Raw genomic sequence first — 19,050 nt, 5'->3', positions numbered from 1 at the left:
ACACCGCGGGAGCGGCCACCACATCACAGACAATGCATTTGCATTGCCATAGGAAGGTATTTGCATTACCATGGAGGTATCCCCGTTTCTTGACCGGAGACCATCATGATGCCTGCCACCCTCGAGGTCGAATCCACGTTGACCGACCGCTACCAGACTACGGTACCGGAGACCGTCCGCCGCGCCCTTCGGCTTGGTAAGCGCGACAAGATCCACTACACCATCCGCGCCAGCGGCGAGGTGGTACTAACCCGCGCCGAAGCTTCCGAGGGCGACGACCCGGTGCTCAGCCGGTTCCTGGGATTCTTGGCGCGCGACATCGCCAACCATCCTGAACGCCTGCAGGCCTTGGATGCAGGTCTCGTCCAACGGCTCGAGTCGCTGGTCGGTGGCGTCGAAGTCGATCTCGATGCGGCCCTGTCGGCAGACGATGAATGAGGGCGGGCAAGCCCGCACCTCTGGTCATTCATGGCTGGACGGTTTTCGCTCACCCACTGTTCCTGGCGCAGCTTGAAGTACTGGCGCAGCAGGTCGAGGCCCTCAAGCAGAAGGACCCGAGTGGGTACGTAAAGAAGAACGCCAGCAAGCGACTGGCGGCGATCACCAAACTCGCATTCGATGTCATCCCGCAAGATCCAGCGCGACCGGAGTACCGGCAAGGCAGCACCCTTGGCGACGACCACAAGCACTGGTTCCGAGTGAAGTTCTTCCAGCAGTATCGGCTGTTCTTTCGCTACCACGTGTCGAGCAAGGTGATTGTGTTTGCGTGGGTAAATGATGAGAGCACGAAGCGCGCCTACGAGAGCAGCGACGACGCCTACCGGGTTTTCCGCAAGATGCTGGAAAGTGGCCAGCCTCCAGGTGACTGGAACCAGTTGCTGGTCGAGGCTCGTGCCGAGGGGCAACGCCTACAACGACTCGCCGCTGGCATCGCCTCGTAGGGCTTGGTTTGTCTTTCCTGTGGAAGAATTCGTCGGCACGGTCGACAGAGAAGGCCCAGGCTGAGTAAAGATCCTAGGCCCGGTCTCAGCCGATTTTCAACACTTTTTGTTAACGGCTAGCCTTCGGTGGCGTTTTTCTTGCCGGCGGCTGTGCTCAAGAAAAGACGGGCGCTGCCGATTGTTGTCCGGATGCGGATCGCACCATTGGCGCATAATCCCGCACTCGCACAATTTATCCATAGGAGCAGTACGTGTCCCAGCAGGAAGCCAGCTACGACCACGCCATCGGGCTAGCCAACCAAGGGCGCTTCGCCGAAGCCCTGCAGATCGCCGACCAGCTGTCGCAGGCCCGCCCCGAGGTGGTCGATTTCGTCACACTGCGCGCGCGGCTGCACTTCGACAATGGCGACGCAGCTGCGGCGCTGGCGGTGCTGGACCAGGCGCTGGCGCGGCTCGACACGCTGCCGCTGCAGCCGCCGCACCGCTGGGCCTCGCGCGGCGTGATCGCGCACCGCTACGGCGCCATGCTGATGAGCCTGGGCCGCGACGCCGAGGCGCGCCCGTGGCTGCACGAGGCGGCGCAGCGCAGCGGCCTGCTGTCGGGCGACTGGCCCGCGCACTTCCACGCCGGGCTGGTGGCCCTGCGCATGGGCGATATGGCCGCCGCGGCGCGCTACTGGCATGACCTGATGGTGCGCAACCCCGACCTAGGCGCCGAGGACATCGCGCCGCTGGTGCGCGACTACATCGGCCGGGCCGAGGCCGCCGGCGTGCCGGCCGAGCCGCTGATGCGGGTGTGCCTGGGCCGTGTCGCCCTGGACAACCCGCACCTGCTGGAGCTCGACCCCGATGCCGGCGACGCCGTGGCCGCCGACCAGGCCGCCCGCGTGCTGGCCGAACAGCCCGACCACCCCGAGGCGCGCCGCCTGCGCGCGCCGCTGCGCTGGGGCGTCGGCGACACCCAGGGCGCGCTCGACGACCTCGCGGTCTACCTGCGCCAGGTGCCCGACCCGCAGAGCCAGGTACGTGAACTGGCGTGGCGCCACCAGCTGGCGCAGGCCGGCGACGGCGTGCAGCAGGTTGAGCGCGAGCCGTGGCTGCGCTTCAACCTGACCGACAATTCCGACGACGGCGCCGCCTACCACAGCGCCGCCATGGCGCTGGGTGAGTTTATCGACGAAGTGCCGGCCGCCGAAGCCGCGCTGCGGCCCGTGCTGGTGCAGGGCTGCCGCAACGGCGTGACGCGCTTCGACCAGTATTTCGCCACCGGCCAGGGCGATGCCGCCGGCCATGGCGGCAATGCCGACCCGCATGTTTATTCGCTGTTGTGCCGGCTGCTGTCGCGCAGCTTGCCGGCCGATGCCGCGCACCTCGAAGAGCGCATCGCGCTGCACCGCCAGGGCATGGCCGCCAGCGAGTTCATCGACCACTGGATCGACTTGCTCGACTGCCACGCCGGCGCGGGCCAGCACCAGAAGGTGGTGGAATTGGCCGGCGAAGTGCTCAACCGCTATCCGCTGGAGCGCAACCCGGCCGACGTGACCTGGGCCTTCAGCCGCCTGATCGCGGCGTGGAAGGCGATGGGCGGCGCCGAGCCGACCGAGGCCGCGCGCGCCGCCATCATGCATATGGACGCCCGCCTCGACGCGCTGCCGGTGGAAGCGCGCAGCGAGGCCGCGCACCCGATGGCCCACGCGCGCGCGCACTATGCCGCGCTTCTGCAGGCGCGCATGGCCGGCATGGATGAGCATGACCGCACCGATGCGCTCGCCGAGATCGAAGCCCAGCAACGCCGCGCGCTGCTGGTGGAGGATGCGTGGCTGTACAACCGCTTCGGCCAGGTCTGGCGCGACGCCGGCGAGCCCGAGCGCGCGCTGCCGCTGTTCGAGCAGGCTGTGGCGCTGACCGAGGGCGATCCGTTGGACCAGGCAGGGCCGCGTATGCAGCGAGGACTTATCCACAACGCCGCGCAGCGGCACGATGCTGCCATGGCGGACTTTGTTGCGGCGTTTGCCGTACGTGACGACTGGGACGCAGAGGTGTACCTGCGCGCGGTCCAGTCCGCACTCGGCCTGGACCAGCGGGAGACGGCGCTGGCGTACTTCGACAAAGCCCGCGCTCGCGGTGCTGCGCAGGGCGCAACGCGCACTTTGTACGGGCAAGTCGAAACGGCGCTGAAGGCCACCCGGCCGAAGTGGAAAGTGTGGGGCGTCTGAAACGTCTCACGGGCGCTTCGAACCGCCGGATCGTGTAACGAATGTAAAAAACGCCATCCAGGAGATGGCGTTTTTTACGAGTAGTTGACAGAAGTAGCTGTCAGGTTTGGTGCGGTGTCGGACAATCACTGACATGGATTGTGATGTGCTTACATTACCATGTCGACCATGAATGGACTGAGCCAACTTTTCCCCACCCTCCCGCTCGCGCCAGGTGGCCTTTTCTGGGTCGGACTGGCCCTGGTCGGCGCCGGCCTCGCGGGCGAGGTCAGCCGCCGCTGGCTGCGCTTCCCGCGCATCGTCGGCTATGCCGTGGCGGGGCTGTGCGCCGGCATGCTGGGCCGCGGCATCGTCGACGAGAACATGATCAACCAGACCCGTATCCTGATCGATATGGCGCTGGCGCTGGCCTTGTTCGAACTCGGGCATCGCCTCTCCCTCACCTGGCTGCGCGCCAACCGCTGGCTGCTGCTGACCAGCGCCTTTGAAAGCTTGCTGACCTGGGGCCTGGTAGCGGCGGTGCTGCAATGGATCGGCGCTTCGCCGGGCGTGGCGATCCTGGCCGGCGGCATCGCGGTCAGCACCTCGCCCACCATCGTGCTGCAACTCAAGAACGAACTGCGCGCCGAAGGCCAGGTCACTGAACGCCTGATGGCGATGGCGGCGCTCAACAGCATCTACGCCGCCGCCATCGTGCAGGTCGCCACGGGCTGGCTGCATTCCGAGTATGGCAACCTGGGCGCGGCGCTGCTGCACCCGCTGTACCTGCTGGTGGGCTCATGCCTGCTGGCGTGGGTGGTGGGCAAGATCGGCCACGCCATCTATGACCGCATGTCGGCCGACGATCACTACAGCTTCCTGGTGCTGGTGGGCCTGGTGCTGTTCACGCTCGCGCTGACGCGGGTACTAAAATTGTCGATGCCTCTGACGCTGATGCTGGCTGGTGTGGTCTTCAAGCACCAGGACAGCCAGCCGCATGTATGGCCGCCGCACTTCGGCAGCGCGGGCAGCCTGCTGATCATCGTGATGGTGGTGTCGCTGGGCCTGCCGCTGACTGCACATGACTGGGCCGTGGGCGGCATCTATGCCGTCGTGCTGGTGCTGCTGCGCCATACTGCCAAGCTGGCCGGTGTGGTCTCGCTGGGTTCATTCTCGGGCCTGAGCATGCGCCAGTGCATGGCGCTGGGGCTGGCACTGGCGCCGATGTCGGGTCTGGCCTACCTGCTGATGAGCGACGTGGCACGCCTTTACCCGGGAACCGGACAGCCGCTGGCCGCCATCATCCTGTGCGCGCTGGCAATCGAACAACTGCTCGGCCCCGTGATCGCGGCCTGGGCGCTGCGCTTCGCTGGCGAGGTTCGCGGCAATGGAGGAGGGCGCTGATGTCTCTCGAATCGTTCAAGCATTCCGAGGCCCTGACCTTCGGCGTGGAGCTGGAGCTGCAGCTCGTCAACCGTCATGACTATGACCTGGCGCCATTCGCGCCCGACCTGCTGCGCGCGCTCAAGGGCGCCGAGCATGCCGGCGACATCAAGCCGGAGATCAGTCCGTCGATGATCGAGATCAGTACCGGCATCTGCCACAGCTACCAGCAGGCGCTGGAAGAGCTGACCACCATGCGCGACCTGATGGTGGCGGCCTCGCGCTCGCTCAACCTGGGCATCGCCGGCGGCGGCACGCACCCGTTCATGCAATGGGCCGACCGCACCATCTCGGATTCGCCGCGCTACCAGTACATCTCGGAGCTGTATGGCTACCTGGCCAAGCAGTTCACGGTGTTCGGCCAGCACGTGCATATCGGCTGCCCGAGCGCGGACGAGTCGCTGTTCCTGCTGCATGCGATCGGCCGCTACGTGCCGCACTTTGTCGCGCTGGCAGCGTCGTCGCCCTATGTGCAGGGCGTGGATACCGGCTTTGCCTCGGCGCGGCTGAATTCGGTGGCGGCCTTCCCGATGAGCGGGCGCGCGCCGTTCCTGCTGACGTGGGACGCCTTCACCGCGTACTTCGAGAAGATGCGCAACACGGGCGTGATCGAGAGCATGAAGGACTTCTACTGGGATATCCGGCCCAAGCCGGAATTCGGCACCATCGAAGTCCGCGTGATGGACACGCCGCTGACGGTGCAGCGCGCCTGCGATATCGCCGCCTATATCCAGATGCTGGCGCGCTACCTGCTGCTGTCGCGCCCGTTCATGCCGCAGGAAGACGACTACCTGGTGTACACCTTTAATCGCTTCCAGGCCTGCCGCTTCGGGCTGGACGGCGAATACGTGCATCCCAACGAACTGACGCGCATGCCGATCGCCGACCACATCCTGTCGATCTGCGATGCGCTGGTGCCGCACGCCGAGGCGCTGGGTTCGCTGGAAGCGCTGGCGAATATCCGCGCACTGGCCGCGCGCCGCGATGGCGATGCCGAATGGCTGCGACAGGTCGATGCGGATGCGCGCAGCCAGCGCGAAACTGTGCGCAAGGCGTGCGAGCGCTGGGCGACCTGAGCCTGCGCTGAGCTACTGCACGCCGTTTCACTTAACGCTGTAGCCTCGCCCCTGCATGCAGGCGGTCCAGGCCTGGTAGTAGGAACCCATTGCCTGGCTGGTATTGGCCGCCGCCTGCTGGTTCGCGGCGTCCGCCTGCCGCCGCGACTGCCGGTGCGCCACGCCGCCCCCCACCGTACCCGCTGCAGCGCCGACCGCCGCACCCTTGCCGGCATCGCCTGCCATCGCGCCCACCACAGCACCCGCCGCGGCGCCGCCCGCGGCACCCCGCACCCGCTGGCCGCTCTGGGCCTGGGCCGGCGGCGGTGCGTTGGCAGCCTGTGCGGGATCCACGCCGGTCTGCTGCTTGGCCCAGCTGTAGCATGCACCGTCGTCGCTGGCTTGCTGTTGCTGGCTCTGGCCCTTGGCCGGATAGGCCATAGGCTTGTTCTGCGCCATAGCCTGGGCCGGAATCAGCGCGATCGCCGCGGCGGCCAGTACGCCGAGGCCACGGTAGAGCTTGCGATGCTGGCATTGCTTCATGATGGAGTTCCCCCACGGGTGTCGGCTACGCAACGCCGGATGCACCGACCGGTGCGCAAGTGGCGAGCCGTTCTGTGAAGGCCAGTATTGCAGCGCACAGGGGTAAGTCAACTCAGCGTTTTGGCGGCGCGATGTTATTTGTTTGCAGGGCGGGCGCCAGGTGCATGCCGGCGCACGCCACGCGCTTAACGGGGCGCCAGCAGGAACGCGACCGCGTCTTGCCACCATGCGGCATCGACATGCCCGGTCCAGTCGTTGTGACCGGCGCCATCGATCACCGCCATCCGACGGGGTTCGCCTAGCGTCTCATAGAGCGCCTTGCCGAAGCGTGCCGGCACGATGGTGTCGCGTTCGGCGATCGCGACCATCACGGGGCGGCCGAAGCCTGCCAGGTTGGCCGCGCTGTCGTAACGGTCGCGCAGCACCCAGCCGGCCGGCAGCCAGGGATAGTGATGCGAGGCAATATGCGCGAGCTTGTCCCATGGCGTGATCAGCAGCAGGCCGGCAACCTTGTCGCGCTGGCGCGCTGCGGCCGCTGCAGCCACGCCTGCGCCCAGCGACTCGCCGATCAGCAGCAGCGGGCCGCCGAACTGGCGCCGGGCCAGCTTAATGGACTGTTCAGCGTCGTCCACGAAGCTGCGCTCGCCGAGCGCACCCGGGCGCGGACCGTATGCCGGGTACTCGGCGAGGATCACGCGAATGCCGAGCTTCGTCAGCGCGCTGGCGTAGTACTCGCGATGCCCGGCGTGCCCCGCATTGCCGTGAAACACCATGGCGGTGGCGCGCGCGGCTCCGGCCGGCTCGGCTACCAGTCCGCGAAAGTCCTCCGGCCCCGGCCAGGCGCGCAGCCCGGGCGCGACCATGTCATCGACCGACGCCTTGTCGGGGAAGTAGAGGAAGTGATCCTGCAGCATGCTGATTCCCGTGAGCAGCACGACGCCAATGGCAAGCCACCACATCGGCCGAACGCGTGCCCGCGTGGCCCGCGGCGGCGCCAGTCCCGCTGAAGCTTGCGCCGGGACGTTGCCGGACATGGCAAGCGGGCTACGCGCCGGCGAACACCGGCTCGCAGCGCACCTCGGTCCTGACCGAGTTGGCGATAAAGCAGGCGTCGTGTGCGGCGTGGTGCAGCGCGTCGAGTTCTTCGCGCGTCGGCTCGCGTTCGCCGCCAAAGGTCACCTGCGGGCGCAGCGTGACCACCGTCATCGCCATCTGGCCGTCGGCATTCTTTTCCATCACACCGCTGGCCGCGTCGATATAGCGGTCCACGACAAAGCGCTGCTTCGCCGCCAGCGACAGGAACCACAGCATGTGGCAGCTCGACAGCGAGGCGATGAACATCTCCTCCGGATCGACCGCGCCCGGATCCGACATCGGCAGCGGCACCACATGGGGCGATGACGAACCGGGGACTTCCACGCCGCCGTCAAAGCGCAGCACATGCCGGCGGCTGTAGCGGTTGCCGGTGAAATCCTGCCCATCGCGTTGCCACAGGACTTCGGCGGTATATGCGGACATGCGGTGACTCCTAACGTTGGGAAAGCTCAGGCGCCGTGCGGCACGCTTTCGCCGTCGCGCAGGCCCAGGCGCTGGTTGGCCGGTACCGCAACGTCGATCAGCTTCGGCCGCGGCAGGTTCAGGTTGCGCATCATCTCGACGAACTCCTCGCGCGTGCGGCCGGCGACGCGGCTGTTGTGCGCGCGTTCCTGGCCGATGGTGGAAGAGGTGCGGCCCTTGTAGTCATGGGCCGGATAGACCTGTGTGTCGTCGGGCAGCGCGAACAGCTTCTTGGTCAGGCTGTCGTACAGCGTACCCGCATCGCCCGACTGGAAATCGGTGCGGCCGCAGCCGTCGATCAGCAGCGCGTCGCCGGTGAAGATGCGGCGCACGATGCCGTCGGGCGTGGGTTCTTCCCACAGGTAGCTCATGCTGCCGGCGGTGTGTCCCGGCGTATGGATCGCGCGCAGCACCTGCTTGCCGAATGCGACCGTGTCGCCATCGATCAGCTGTTTCTGCGCGGGCTTGATATCGCAGCCGGACGGGGCTGCCGTGTGCGCACCGGTCTGCAACGCGAGGTGGCCGGCCGAGGTGATGTGGTCGGCGTGGGCATGGGTCTCGATGACCCACGCGAGGTGCGCGCCGGTGTCTTGCAGCAGCGCCATGTCGCGTTCCAGCTGGTGGTCGACCGGGTCGATCAGCAGTGCGTCTCCCGTGGCGGCGTCGATCAGCAGGTAGGTGAAGGTGGACGAGGTTTCGTCGAACAGCTGGTGGAAGGTCTGCATGGCTGTCCTCTTCTTTTTGCGATCGGGGAACGCCGCCATGATACGCCGGGCATGCCGATGGGCACTAGCAGAGGGCGGTCAGCACTCCACGATATTGACCGCCAGCCCGCCCCGCGCCGTCTCCTTGTATTTCGTCTTCATATCGGCCCCGGTCTCGCGCATGGTCTTGATCACCGAATCCAGCGACACGTAATGCGTCCCGTCGCCGCGTAACGCCATGCGCGCCGCATTGACCGCCTTGACCGAAGCCATCGCATTGCGCTCGATGCATGGGATCTGCACCAGCCCGCCGACCGGGTCGCAGGTCAGGCCGAGATTGTGCTCCATGCCGATCTCGGCGGCGTTTTCCACCTGCGCGGGGGTACCTCCCTGCACCGCCGCCAGCGCACCCGCAGCCATCGAACAGGCCACGCCGACCTCGCCCTGGCAGCCGACCTCGGCGCCGGAGATCGATGCATTGAGCTTGTACAGCAGCCCGATCGCGCCCGCGGTCAGCAGGAAGTCGACCACGCCCTGCTTGCTGGCGCCCGGCACGAAGCGATCGTAGTAATGCAGTACCGCCGGGATGATGCCGGCCGCGCCGTTGGTCGGCGCGGTGACCACGCGCCCGCCGGCGGCGTTCTCTTCATTGACGGCGATGGCGTAAAGGTTGACCCAGTCCATCACCGACAGCGGATCGGACAGCGTGCGCTCGGCGCGCTCGGTCAGGCTGCGGAACAGCTCCGGCGCGCGCCGCTTGACCTTGAACGGGCCCGGCAGTTCGCCGTCGGTGCGGCAGCCGCGCGCCACGCAGGCCTGCATCACGTCCCAGATATGCAGCAGGCCGCTGGTGACCTCTTGCTCGCTGCGCCACGTCAGCTCGTTCTCCATCATCAGCCGCGCAATGCTCTTGCCGCTGGCCTTGGCCATCTCGAGCATGTCCTTGCCGCTGCGGAACGGGTGCGGCAATTGCTGCGCGGCGTTGAGTACCTGCGTATTGGGTGCGCCCGCGGTAACCACGAAGCCGCCGCCGACCGACAGGTAGCGCGCCTCGCGCAGCGAAGCGCCGCTGGCATCGAAGGCATGGAACTTCATGCCGTTGGGATGCTCGGCCATGGCCTCGCGCCGGTAGAAAGCGATGTGTTCCTTCTCGACGAAGGGCACGATGTGCTTGCCCAGCAAGGACAGCTCCCGGCTGGCGCGCAGCGCGGCCACCCGCGTGTCGATGGAATCGGGATCGATGGTGTCGGGGGCCTCGCCCATCAGGCCGAGGATCACGCCCTTGTCGGTGCCGTGGCCCTTGCCGGTGGCGCCCAGCGAACCGTACAGCTCTGCGCGCACGCTCGCCACCTGCGGCAACAGGCCGTCGCGCTCCAGTCCCTGCGCGAACATCAGGGCCGCGCGCATCGGGCCCACGGTATGCGAGCTCGACGGGCCGATGCCCACCTTGAACAGATCGAAAACGCTGACTGCCACGGAATGTCTCCAGGATGGCCCGTGAAGGGCACTTGTGCGTGCTGTAAGGTCAGACCGGCTCGTCCATGCCGGGATGGGTCCAGATCGTAGGCCTGCCTGTGGCCGTGGTACTGGTGGCGGGGGCCTCGCCCTGCTGCGCTCGCTCGCGCATCTTGACCGAGACCGTGCCGTCGGTTTCCAGGATCGCGAAATGCACCTGCCCGACGCTGTCGCAGCCGGCATGGCGCAGCGCCTTGTTCAGGTCATCGAAGCTGATGTGCTCGCGCTGCATCACGTCGCGGTAGACCTTGCCGTCGTGCACCAGCACCTGCGGGCGCCCCTCGACCAGGAGCTCCAGCTTGCGGAAACGCCACGTCAGGAAGCCGATCATCGCGTTGGCGCCGACCAGCGTCACCGCCAGGATCAGCCCGGCGCTGACCGAGTTGTCGCCGGCGTTCATCGCGTTCTGCACCGCGTTGGAAATGACCAGCAGCAGCACCAGGTCGAACGGTGTCAACTGCCCGATCTGGCGCTTGCCCGACAGGCGCAGCAACCCCAGCACCGCGCCGTAGACGATCAGCCCGCGCAGCACGAATTCCCACCAGGGGGCACTCAGGTTCCACATGCAGCCTCCGCTCAGGACGGCCACCGCACGGCGCGGTGCCCTACATATCGAGCATAGTGCTTTGGCGGGCGCCCGGTGCCGCGGCGGCCCGCCGGACCTGCATGTCAGTCGACCACGTAGTCGCTCACCGGCACGCAGGCGCAGAACAGGTTGCGGTCACCGTACACGTTGTCGGCACGGCCAACCGGCGGCCAGTACTTCTGCGTGCGCAGCGATGCCACCGGGTACGCGGCTTCTTCGCGCGTGTACTTGTGGGTCCACTCGTCGGCGGTCACGACCGCAGCGGTGTGCGGCGCGTGCTTGAGCGGGTTGTCGTCGCGGTCGAAGGTGCCGTCGGCAACGCGGCCGATTTCCTGGCGGATCGCGATCATCGCGTCGATAAAGCGGTCCAGCTCATGCAGCGCTTCGCTCTCGGTCGGCTCGATCATCAGCGTGCCCGGCACCGGGAAGCTCATGGTCGGGGCGTGGAAGCCGTAGTCCATCAGGCGCTTGGCCACGTCTTCATTGCTGATGCCGGTGTCCTTCTGCAGCGGGCGCAGGTCCAGGATGCACTCGTGCGCGACCAGGTCGTGCTGGCCGGTGTACAGCACCGGATAGTACGGCGCCAGGCGCTTGGCGACATAGTTGGCAGCCAGGATCGCGTTCTCGGTGGCGGCGGTGAGGCCGGCCGAACCCATCATCGCGATATACATCCACGAGATCGGCAGGATGCTGGCCGAGCCGAACGGCGCCGCCGACACGCCGCCGATGCCGCGGTCGTCGCGGCGATAGCCGACGCTGTCCTGGTTGGGCAGGAAGTCCGCCAGGTGCGCGCCGACCGCGACCGGGCCCACGCCCGGGCCGCCGCCGCCGTGCGGGATGCAGAAGGTCTTGTGCAGGTTCAGGTGCGAGACGTCGCCGCCGAACTGGCCCGGCGCGGCGGTGCCGACCATCGCGTTCATGTTGGCGCCGTCGACATAGACCTGGCCACCGTGCTGGTGCACGATCTCGCAGATCTGCTGCACGCCCTGCTCGAACACGCCGTGCGTGGACGGGTAGGTGATCATGATGGCCGCCAGGTTCTTGCTGTGCTGCTCGGCCTTCTTCGCCAGGTCGTCCAGGTCGACGTTGCCGTCCTCGTCGCAGGCCACCACGACCACCTTCATGCCGGCCATCTGCGCCGACGCCGGGTTGGTGCCGTGCGCCGACGACGGGATCAGGCAGATGTCGCGATGGCTCTCGCCGCGGCTGGCGTGGTAGGCGTGGATGATCAGCAGGCCCGCGTATTCGCCCTGCGAGCCCGCGTTGGGCTGCAGGCTCACCGCGGCGTAGCCGGTGGCGGCGCACAGCATGGCTTCGAGCTGGTCGATCATCTCGCGGTAGCCCACGGTCTGGTCCAGCGGCGCGAACGGGTGGATCTGGCTGAACTCAGGCCACGTCACCGGGATCATCTCGCTGGTGGCGTTCAGCTTCATCGTGCACGAGCCCAGCGGGATCATAGTGCGGTCCAGCGCCAGGTCCTTGTCTGCCAGCATGCGCAGGTAGCGCAGCATCTCGTGCTCGGCGTGGTGCGTGTTGAAGACCGGGTGCGTCAGGTATTCGGTGGTGCGTGCCAGCGCTGCGGGGAACGCGTCCTGCGTGGCGGCTTCGAGCTTGTCGAAGTCCAGGCCCGTGGGCAGCGGCTTGCCTTGCGTGAAGACTTCCCACAGCGCGACCACGTCGGCGCGGGTGGCAGTCTCGTCCAGCGAGACGCCGACGCGCGTGGCGCTGACATGGCGCAGGTTGAGGCCGCGCGCGGTGGCGGCGGCGTGGATGGCCTCGGTATTGAAGCCGGTTTCCAGTGTCAGCGTGTCGAAGAAGGTGGCGTTGGTGCGCGCGAAGCCGAGCTTTTCCAGACCGGCGGCCAGCGTCGCGGTCAGGCGATGCACGCGCTGGGCGATGCGCTTCAGGCCCTGCGGGCCGTGGTAGACGGCGTACATCGATGCCATCACGGCCAGCAGCACCTGCGCGGTACAGATGTTGGAGGTAGCCTTCTCGCGGCGGATATGCTGCTCGCGCGTCTGCAGCGCCAGGCGGTAGGCCTTGTTGCCCTGCGCGTCGATGGTCACGCCGACCAGGCGGCCCGGCATCGAGCGCTTGAACGCATCCTTCACCGCCATATAGCCGGCGTGCGGGCCGCCGAAGCCCAGCGGCACGCCAAAGCGCTGCGAGTTGCCCACGGCCACGTCGGCACCCCATTCGCCCGGCGCGACCACCAGCGTCAGCGCCAGCAGGTCGGCGGCGGCCACCACCAGGCCGCCGGCAGCGTGCACGGCGTCAGCGATGGCACGATAGTCGTTGACGTCGCCGTTCACGCCCGGGTATTGCAGCAGCACGCCGAAGGCGCCGGCCGCGGCGGCGTCGGCAGCGGGGCCGACCTTGACTTCGATGCCCAGCGGCAGCGCGCGCGTGCGTACCACTTCCAGCGTCTGCGGCAGCACGTCGTCCGCGACGAAGAAGATGTTCGAATCGTGCTTGTTCACGCGCTGCAGCAGCGTCATCGCCTCGGCGGCGGCGGTGCTTTCATCCAGCATCGACGCATTGGCGATATCCAGCCCGGTCAGGTCGGTGACCATCTGCTGGAAGTTCAGCATCGCTTCCAGGCGGCCCTGCGAGATTTCCGGCTGGTAGGGCGTGTAGGCGGTGTACCAGGCCGGGTTCTCGAAGATATTGCGCAGGATGACCGCCGGCGTGACCGTGTTGTAGTAGCCCTGGCCGATAAAGCTCTTCAGTACCTTGTTCTTGCGCGCGAGGCCGCGCAGCTTCTCGAGCGCCGCTTCTTCGCTGAGCGGCTCGGTGAACTCGCCCATCGGCATGCCGTCGCGGCGGCGGATGGCGGCGGGGATGACGGCGTCGATCAGCGCGGCGCGGCTGTCATAGCCGAGCACCTTCAGCATGTGCTGCTGTTCGGGGGTATCGGGGCCGATATGGCGGGCGGCGAAGGCGTCGCGCGCCTCCAGTTCGGCCAGCGTGGGCCGGTTACCTTGGGCGGCGTTCATGGGAAGCGGGGCGTTCATTGGCAAGAACCTCGTGGGGGGCGCGTCGGCAGGTGGTCAGCCCGCCGGCGCGCGTCTGTCTGCAGTGGCCGGTCCGCGCGGGACCGGCGTGGCCGGCGTCAGGCGCCGACGCTGGCCTTGTACGCGTCGGCCGACATCAGGCCATTGACGTCGTCGGCGTTGGCCGGCTTGAGCTTGAACAGCCAGGCGTCGAAGGCATCGGCATTGACGCTTTCCGGCGCGGCCGTGGCGGCCTCGTTGACGGCGATCACTTCGCCGGCCACCGGAGCGTAGATGTCGGAAGCGGCCTTCACCGATTCCACCACTGCCAGCGCATCGCCGGCACCGACCGACTTGCCCACTTCGGGCAGTTCCAGGAAGACGATGTCGCCCAGCGCGTCCTGCGCGTGGTCGGTGATGCCGATGGTGAGCGTGCCGTCGGCTTCGACGCGTACCCACTCATGCGACTCGGTGTACTTGAGGTCAGCGGGGAAATTCATGGAGGTTCTCCGGATACAGATCTGTTTCTTGTTGGGTGATGCCTGCCCGGCGAAGCTGCCGGCAGGCGAGGGCGACCGTTGGGTGAGCGGGTTTTCCCCTTAGCTCACGAGTGCCTTGCCATTGCGCACAAACGGCAGTTTAACCACAGTCGCACTGAGTTTGCGGTCGCGGATCTCTACCTGCACCGTGTCGCCGACATTGACGCCCTGCGGCAGGCGCGCAAAGGCGATCGACTGCGACAGCGACGGGCTGAAGGTGCCGCTGGTGATCTCGCCGTCACCGGCCGCGGTGATCACCTTCTGGTGCGAGCGCAGCACGCCGCCCTTGTCACGCAGGATCAGGCCGAGGAATTGCTGGCGCGAACCAGCCGCGGCCAGTGCCGCCTTGCCGGTGAAGTCGCGTTCGCTCTGCAGGTCGACGGTCCAGGCCAGGCCCGCGTCCAGCGGCGAGGTGTTGATATCCATGTCCTGGCCGTACAGGTTCATGCCGGCTTCCAGGCGCAGCGTGTCGCGCGCGCCCAGGCCGGCCGGGCGCACGCCCGCGGCGTTCAGCTTTTCCCACACGGCGGCGACGCTCGCGGCGGGCACCACCAGTTCGAAGCCGTCTTCGCCGGTGTAGCCGGTGCGGGCGGCCATGATTTCGCCGATGGCCGGGTCCTGGACCACGACGGCGTTGAAGGGCTTGAGGGCGTCGGAGGGCTGGGTCGACGGGAACGTGCTCCACACCTTGGCGCGGGCGTTCGGGCCCTGCACGGCGACGATGGCCAGCGGCTGCACGCCCTCGGGGGCGACGTCTTCACGGCGCGGGGTGATGGTCACGCCGCTGCCGGTGGCGGCATTACGCGAGCGGATCCAGTCGATATCGCCCAGCGCGGTGCTGGCATTGACCACCAGGCGGAAGCGGTCCTCGGCAAAGAAGTAGACGATCAGGTCGTCGATCACGCCGCCTTTCTCGTCCAGCATGCAGGAGTAGAGCGCCTTGCCCGGCGTCTGCAGCTTGTCGACATTGTTGGCCAGCAGGCCGCGCAGGAAGGCGCGGCTATTGGCGCCGCTGAGGTCCACCACGCACATGTGCGACACGTCGAACATGCCGGCATCGCTGCGCACGGCGTTGTGTTCTTCGATCTGGGAGCCGTAGTTGACCGGCATGTCCCAGCCGCCGAAGTCGACCATGCGGGCGCCGAGGGCGCGGTGGATGGCGTTGAGGGGCGTGGCCTGGAGCGTCATGGAATCCTCGGGGGCAGTCTCGGGTTGCGAAAACGAAAAAAGGGTCATCCGCCGCAACGCTCGCCGCGCCAACAATATGGCGTAGCAATCCGCTGCGGCGGATGACCCCTCTGTCCTCGATACCTGAGAGATTACAAGGCGGATCCGTAGACCCCATCCTCGTGCGCCCCTTCGGTGGGCACGCTCGCCATGAATGGCGGGTGCCGCTCTCCAGAGTGCGGCATGCATTGTGTGCATGTTGCATGCCGATCCGATCGGTCCGTGGTGCCTGAGAGTTTTCGGGTGATACCCCTTCGGCGGCGCAGAGATGCGCGCTCTCCCGGTCGGATGCGCGCAATGTACGGGAGGCCCCGGCCTTTGTCAAACGCGGGCCGGAAGCCGCCCGGCGGCTGTACCCGTTCCTGCGCCCCGCCGCCAGGGGCGGCGAATTTACTTCTTCTTGTCGTCGGTGACGACGTTACCGATCACGCCGCCCACGGCCGCGCCACCCAGCGTACCCAGTGCACTGCCTTCGGTGAGGATGGCGCCGCCCACGGCACCCGCGCCCGCGCCGATGGCGGTGTTGCGTTGCTTCGGGGTCATGTCTGCGCAACCGGCAAAGGCCGCGACCGTTGCGCCGATCAGGGTCACCTTGGTCAAAGTTTGCAGGGTTTTCATTGTTGGCTCCGTGTGATGATTAATGCATGTCCGAACGGCCGCGCAGGCTGGGGGACACATTAGTTAGATCGGCGCCCTATGCGATCGGCTCCGGCCTTTACGAAGTGTTACGCCAGTGACACAACGGGAGCTGTCAATGCGATTTGCGCTGACTGACCGGGGGCGGCCAGCGTGTTAACATCAGCAGCTTTGCCGCCGCTACCTTTCGCGCGAGCTGGCGCGTCCCGCCTCTCTTGCCGATTCCCCTTCCGTCTCCAACCGCGCCCCTCGCATGACCCACGGCCTGAACCCCGCCCAATCCGAAGCCGTCCGCTACCTGGACGGGCCCTGCCTGGTGCTGGCCGGGGCAGGCTCGGGCAAGACCCGCGTGATCACGCAGAAGATCGCGCACCTGATCGAGGACAAGGGCTTCGAGCCGCGCCATATCGCCGCCGTCACCTTTACCAACAAGGCGGCCAAGGAGATGCAGGAGCGCATCGGCAAGCTGATGGAAGGCAAGACCACGCGCGAGGGCAAGCGCATTCCTCTGAAGCAGCTGACGGTCTGTACCTTCCACTCGCTCGGCGTGCAGATCCTGCGCATGGAGGCCGAGCATGTGGGCCTGAAGCCGCAGTTCTCGATCATGGATTCGGACGACTGCTTCGGCCTGATCCAGGAGCAGCTCGGCACCACCGACAAGAAGCTGATCCGCGGCGTGCAAAGCACGATCTCGCTGTGGAAGAACGGCATGGTCGACCCCGAGGCCGCGATCGCGCAGGCGGCCAATGCCGACGAGCACCAGGCCGCGCTGGTCTACCGCAACTACGTAGCCACGCTGCACGCCTACCAGGCGGTGGACTTCGACGACCTGATCCGCTTGCCCGCCGAACTGTTCGCGCGCAATGAAACGGTACAGCTCAAGTGGCAGAACCGCCTGCGCTACTTCCTGGTCGACGAATACCAGGACACCAACGCGTGCCAGTACCAGCTGCTCAAGCTGCTGGCGGGCGGCTCGCACCTGCGCGCGCCGGCCTTTACCGCGGTGGGCGACGACGACCAGGCCATCTACGGCTGGCGCGGCGCCACGCTGGACAACCTGCGCCTGCTGCAGACCGATTTCCCGGCCCTGAAGGTGGTCAAGCTGGAGCAGAACTACCGCTCCACCGTGCGCATCCTGGAAGCGGCCAACGCGGTCATTGCCAACAATCCCAAGCTGTTCGACAAGAAGCTGTGGAGCGAGCACGGCATGGGCGATCCCATCGCCATTCACCCGATGAACGACGAGGAGCACGAGGCCGAGTCGGTGGTGTTCCGCCTGTCCGCGCACAAGTTCGAGCGCCGCGCGCAGTTCCGCGACTACGCCATCCTCTATCGCGGCAACCACCAGGCGCGGCTCTTCGAGCAGATCCTGCGCCGCGAGCGCATTCCCTACGTGCTGTCGGGCGGCCAGAGCTTCTTCGACAAGGCCGAGATCAAGGACATCTGCGCCTACCTGCGTCTGATCGCCAATCCGGACGACGATCCCGCCTTTATCCGTGCCATCACCACGCCGCGGCGCGGGGTGGGCACTACCACGCTGGAAGTGCTGGGCACCTTTGCCGGGCAGGCCAAGGTGTCGCTGTTCGAGGCCGCGATGATGGGCGGCATCGAAGGCAAGCTGCAGCCGCGCCAGCTGGAACCGCTGCGCGTGTTCTGCGAATCGATGGTGCGGCTGGCCGATCGCGCGGCCAAGGACCCGGCGACCGTGGTGCTCGACGACCTGATGGAAGGCATCCACTACGAGGCCTACCTGTACGACGCCTTCGACGAACGCCAGGCCCAGTCGCGCTGGACCAATACGCTCGAATTCCTCGACTGGCTCAAGCGCAAGGGCACCAAGCCGGAAGCCGCCGAGGGCGAAGAGGCCACCGGCTTCGACAACGCCGACGGCTTTGGCGACGAAGGCAAGAACCTGCTGGAACTGACCCAGACCGTGGCGCTGATGAGCATGCTCGAAGGGCGCGAGGAAGATCCTGACGCGGTGCGGCTGTCGACGCTGCACGCCTCCAAGGGGCTGGAATATCCGCATGTGTTCCTGGTCGGCGTGGAAGAGGGCATCCTGCCCCACTGCCGCGAAGACGAGGACATGACCGACGAGAAGATCGAGGAAGAGCGCCGGCTGATGTACGTCGGCATCACCCGTGCGCAGCGCAGCCTGCAGATCAGCTGGTGCAAGAAGCGCAAGCGCGCGCGAGAGACCTATTCCTGCCAGGCGTCGCGCTTTATCGGCGAGATGAAGCTGGAGGAAGCGCCCGCGCCCAAGGACGAAACCCCGGCGATGAGCCCCAAGGACCGGCTCGGCGCGCTCAAGGCGCTGCTGGGCACGCCCGGCAAGACTGCCGCGGGCTGAATTCCATTAATCCGCACTACAGTCCCGATACAAATCCCTACCAGCCTGACAAGACGGCGCGCGCCGTGCTCCCTAGCATAGCGACTGTGCTGCCTGCGCTTGCGCAGGCGTGCTGCGGCGGGCTTGCCCGGCTTTCCTGCCGTACCGGACCTCGCGTTCGGAATTTCCCTGTTCTCCGGCCCCCGGCGCGCAAGCGTGCGGGGGCATTTTTTCGTGGCGGCGGGCGCGTACCTACCGCTGCAGTCCGCCCGGCGGCGGCGCCATCATCGCCGCGTGCGGCGGCAGGCCCAGCCAGTGCGCCGCCTCGGGCAAGCCGCGCAGGCGCCTGCGTTGCGCGGGGTCGAGGCTGTCGTCCAGCGCCAGCCAGCATTCACGCACCGCGCGGCGGTCCTGGTCGAACGCTTCATGCAGGCGCTCCATGGCCTGCACGCGCGGGCGCAGCGGGTTGTCTGGCGACTCGTCCGCGGTCTCGCGCACGAAGCGGGCACGCAGTTCGAGCGCGTGCGCCTCGGCTTCGCGCGTGGCACTGCGGGCCGCCTGCCACAGGCGCGCCTGCGCGGGATTGAGGCCGAGCGACTCGGCGGTTGCCGGCGCAGATGGCGGCATGGCGCCGGGCAGCGGGCCGGCTTGCAGCGCGCTGGCCGGCAAGGCGACCAGGCAGGCGGCGCACAGCGTCAGCACGGACAGGCCGGCGCGCAGCCGGGCATTCAGGGCGGGTAGGGCGGGCATGGACTTCTCCTGTGGTTGGGTAGCTTGTTGGAATGCC

The 19,050-nt window shown here is 67.1% G+C and carries 17 protein-coding genes and 2 riboswitches; of the genes, 6 read left to right on the top strand and 11 right to left on the bottom strand.

Annotated elements, in window-relative coordinates:
- The first annotated feature begins 108 nt into the window (after nucleotides 1–108).
- From AC10V3_RS20065 to AC10V3_RS20045, 5 genes are all read left to right on the top strand, one after another.
- Nucleotides 109–438 (top strand): type II toxin-antitoxin system PrlF family antitoxin, encoded by a 330-nt coding sequence (locus tag AC10V3_RS20065; RefSeq protein WP_041681639.1) that lies wholly within the window; start codon nucleotides 109–111, stop codon nucleotides 436–438.
- Complete coding sequence (locus AC10V3_RS20060; protein WP_490922839.1) at nucleotides 435–941, top strand: type II toxin-antitoxin system YhaV family toxin; 507 nt, start codon at nucleotides 435–437, stop codon at nucleotides 939–941. The genes AC10V3_RS20065 and AC10V3_RS20060 overlap by 4 nt, the downstream gene beginning before the upstream one ends.
- A 251-nt stretch (nucleotides 942–1,192) precedes the next feature.
- Nucleotides 1,193–3,157, top strand: coding sequence for a tetratricopeptide repeat protein (locus AC10V3_RS20055; protein WP_349604391.1), 1,965 nt, complete (start codon nucleotides 1,193–1,195; stop codon nucleotides 3,155–3,157).
- A gap of 159 nt (nucleotides 3,158–3,316) precedes the next feature.
- Nucleotides 3,317–4,540, top strand: coding sequence for a cation:proton antiporter (locus AC10V3_RS20050; protein WP_022536986.1), 1,224 nt, complete (start codon nucleotides 3,317–3,319; stop codon nucleotides 4,538–4,540).
- Entirely contained in the window at nucleotides 4,540–5,655 is a 1,116-nt protein-coding gene (locus tag AC10V3_RS20045; protein WP_022536985.1) for a YbdK family carboxylate-amine ligase, read from the top strand. The genes AC10V3_RS20050 and AC10V3_RS20045 overlap by 1 nt, the downstream gene beginning before the upstream one ends.
- A 27-nt stretch (nucleotides 5,656–5,682) precedes the next feature.
- Here the strand turns inward: AC10V3_RS20045 and AC10V3_RS20040 are convergent, their stop codons facing one another.
- The 10 genes from AC10V3_RS20040 to AC10V3_RS19995 all read right to left on the bottom strand — a co-directional run bounded on the left by AC10V3_RS20040 (nucleotide 5,683) and on the right by AC10V3_RS19995 (nucleotide 15,916).
- Nucleotides 5,683–6,177: a glycine zipper family protein gene (locus tag AC10V3_RS20040; RefSeq protein ID WP_022536984.1), complete on the bottom strand. Its 495-nt coding sequence runs from the start codon at nucleotides 6,175–6,177 to the stop codon at nucleotides 5,683–5,685.
- 185 nt (nucleotides 6,178–6,362) lie between these two features.
- The gene (locus AC10V3_RS20035; RefSeq protein ID WP_022536983.1) at nucleotides 6,363–7,136 is read right to left on the bottom strand and encodes an alpha/beta hydrolase; all 774 of its coding nucleotides are present in this window, start codon (nucleotides 7,134–7,136) and stop codon (nucleotides 6,363–6,365) included.
- 85 nt (nucleotides 7,137–7,221) lie between these two features.
- Complete coding sequence (locus tag AC10V3_RS20030) at nucleotides 7,222–7,695, bottom strand: OsmC family protein (RefSeq protein WP_022536982.1); 474 nt, start codon at nucleotides 7,693–7,695, stop codon at nucleotides 7,222–7,224.
- A 26-nt stretch (nucleotides 7,696–7,721) separates the two neighbouring features.
- Complete coding sequence (locus tag AC10V3_RS20025; protein ID WP_022536981.1) at nucleotides 7,722–8,459, bottom strand: MBL fold metallo-hydrolase; 738 nt, start codon at nucleotides 8,457–8,459, stop codon at nucleotides 7,722–7,724.
- A 78-nt stretch (nucleotides 8,460–8,537) separates the two neighbouring features.
- The gene (locus AC10V3_RS20020) at nucleotides 8,538–9,914 is read right to left on the bottom strand and encodes an L-serine ammonia-lyase (RefSeq protein ID WP_022536980.1); all 1,377 of its coding nucleotides are present in this window, start codon (nucleotides 9,912–9,914) and stop codon (nucleotides 8,538–8,540) included.
- Between the two features lie 49 nt (nucleotides 9,915–9,963).
- Complete coding sequence (locus AC10V3_RS20015; protein ID WP_022536979.1) at nucleotides 9,964–10,518, bottom strand: DUF421 domain-containing protein; 555 nt, start codon at nucleotides 10,516–10,518, stop codon at nucleotides 9,964–9,966.
- 104 nt (nucleotides 10,519–10,622) lie between these two features.
- Nucleotides 10,623–13,553: an aminomethyl-transferring glycine dehydrogenase gene (gcvP, locus tag AC10V3_RS20010; RefSeq protein WP_349604397.1), complete on the bottom strand. Its 2,931-nt coding sequence runs from the start codon at nucleotides 13,551–13,553 to the stop codon at nucleotides 10,623–10,625.
- Between the two features lie 98 nt (nucleotides 13,554–13,651).
- Nucleotides 13,652–14,032 (bottom strand): glycine cleavage system protein GcvH, encoded by a 381-nt coding sequence (gene gcvH / locus AC10V3_RS20005; protein WP_011299457.1) that lies wholly within the window; start codon nucleotides 14,030–14,032, stop codon nucleotides 13,652–13,654.
- A gap of 99 nt (nucleotides 14,033–14,131) precedes the next feature.
- A complete protein-coding gene (gene gcvT, locus AC10V3_RS20000) occupies nucleotides 14,132–15,259 on the bottom strand; it encodes a glycine cleavage system aminomethyltransferase GcvT (RefSeq protein WP_349604400.1) in 1,128 nt (375 codons plus the stop codon).
- Between the two features lie 100 nt (nucleotides 15,260–15,359).
- Nucleotides 15,360–15,483, bottom strand: a riboswitch (glycine riboswitch).
- Between the two features lie 21 nt (nucleotides 15,484–15,504).
- Nucleotides 15,505–15,591, bottom strand: a riboswitch (glycine riboswitch).
- 97 nt (nucleotides 15,592–15,688) lie between these two features.
- Nucleotides 15,689–15,916, bottom strand: a complete 228-nt coding sequence (locus tag AC10V3_RS19995) for a YMGG-like glycine zipper-containing protein (protein ID WP_013958366.1) — start codon at nucleotides 15,914–15,916, stop codon at nucleotides 15,689–15,691.
- Nucleotides 15,917–16,187: 271 nt separating this feature from the next.
- On the opposite strand from AC10V3_RS19995, the gene AC10V3_RS19990 reads away from it, so the two are divergent.
- Nucleotides 16,188–18,284, top strand: coding sequence for a UvrD-helicase domain-containing protein (locus AC10V3_RS19990; RefSeq protein WP_022536976.1), 2,097 nt, complete (start codon nucleotides 16,188–16,190; stop codon nucleotides 18,282–18,284).
- A gap of 231 nt (nucleotides 18,285–18,515) precedes the next feature.
- Here the strand turns inward: AC10V3_RS19990 and AC10V3_RS19985 are convergent, their stop codons facing one another.
- On the bottom strand, nucleotides 18,516–19,013 hold the full coding sequence (locus AC10V3_RS19985) for a Spy/CpxP family protein refolding chaperone (RefSeq protein WP_490922837.1): 498 nt from the start codon (nucleotides 19,011–19,013) through the stop codon (nucleotides 18,516–18,518).
- Between the last annotated feature and the right edge of the window lie 37 nt (nucleotides 19,014–19,050).

The organism is Cupriavidus sp. PB-02 (assembly GCF_058252315.1).
This window is presented reverse-complemented; position numbering and strand designations above follow the sequence as displayed.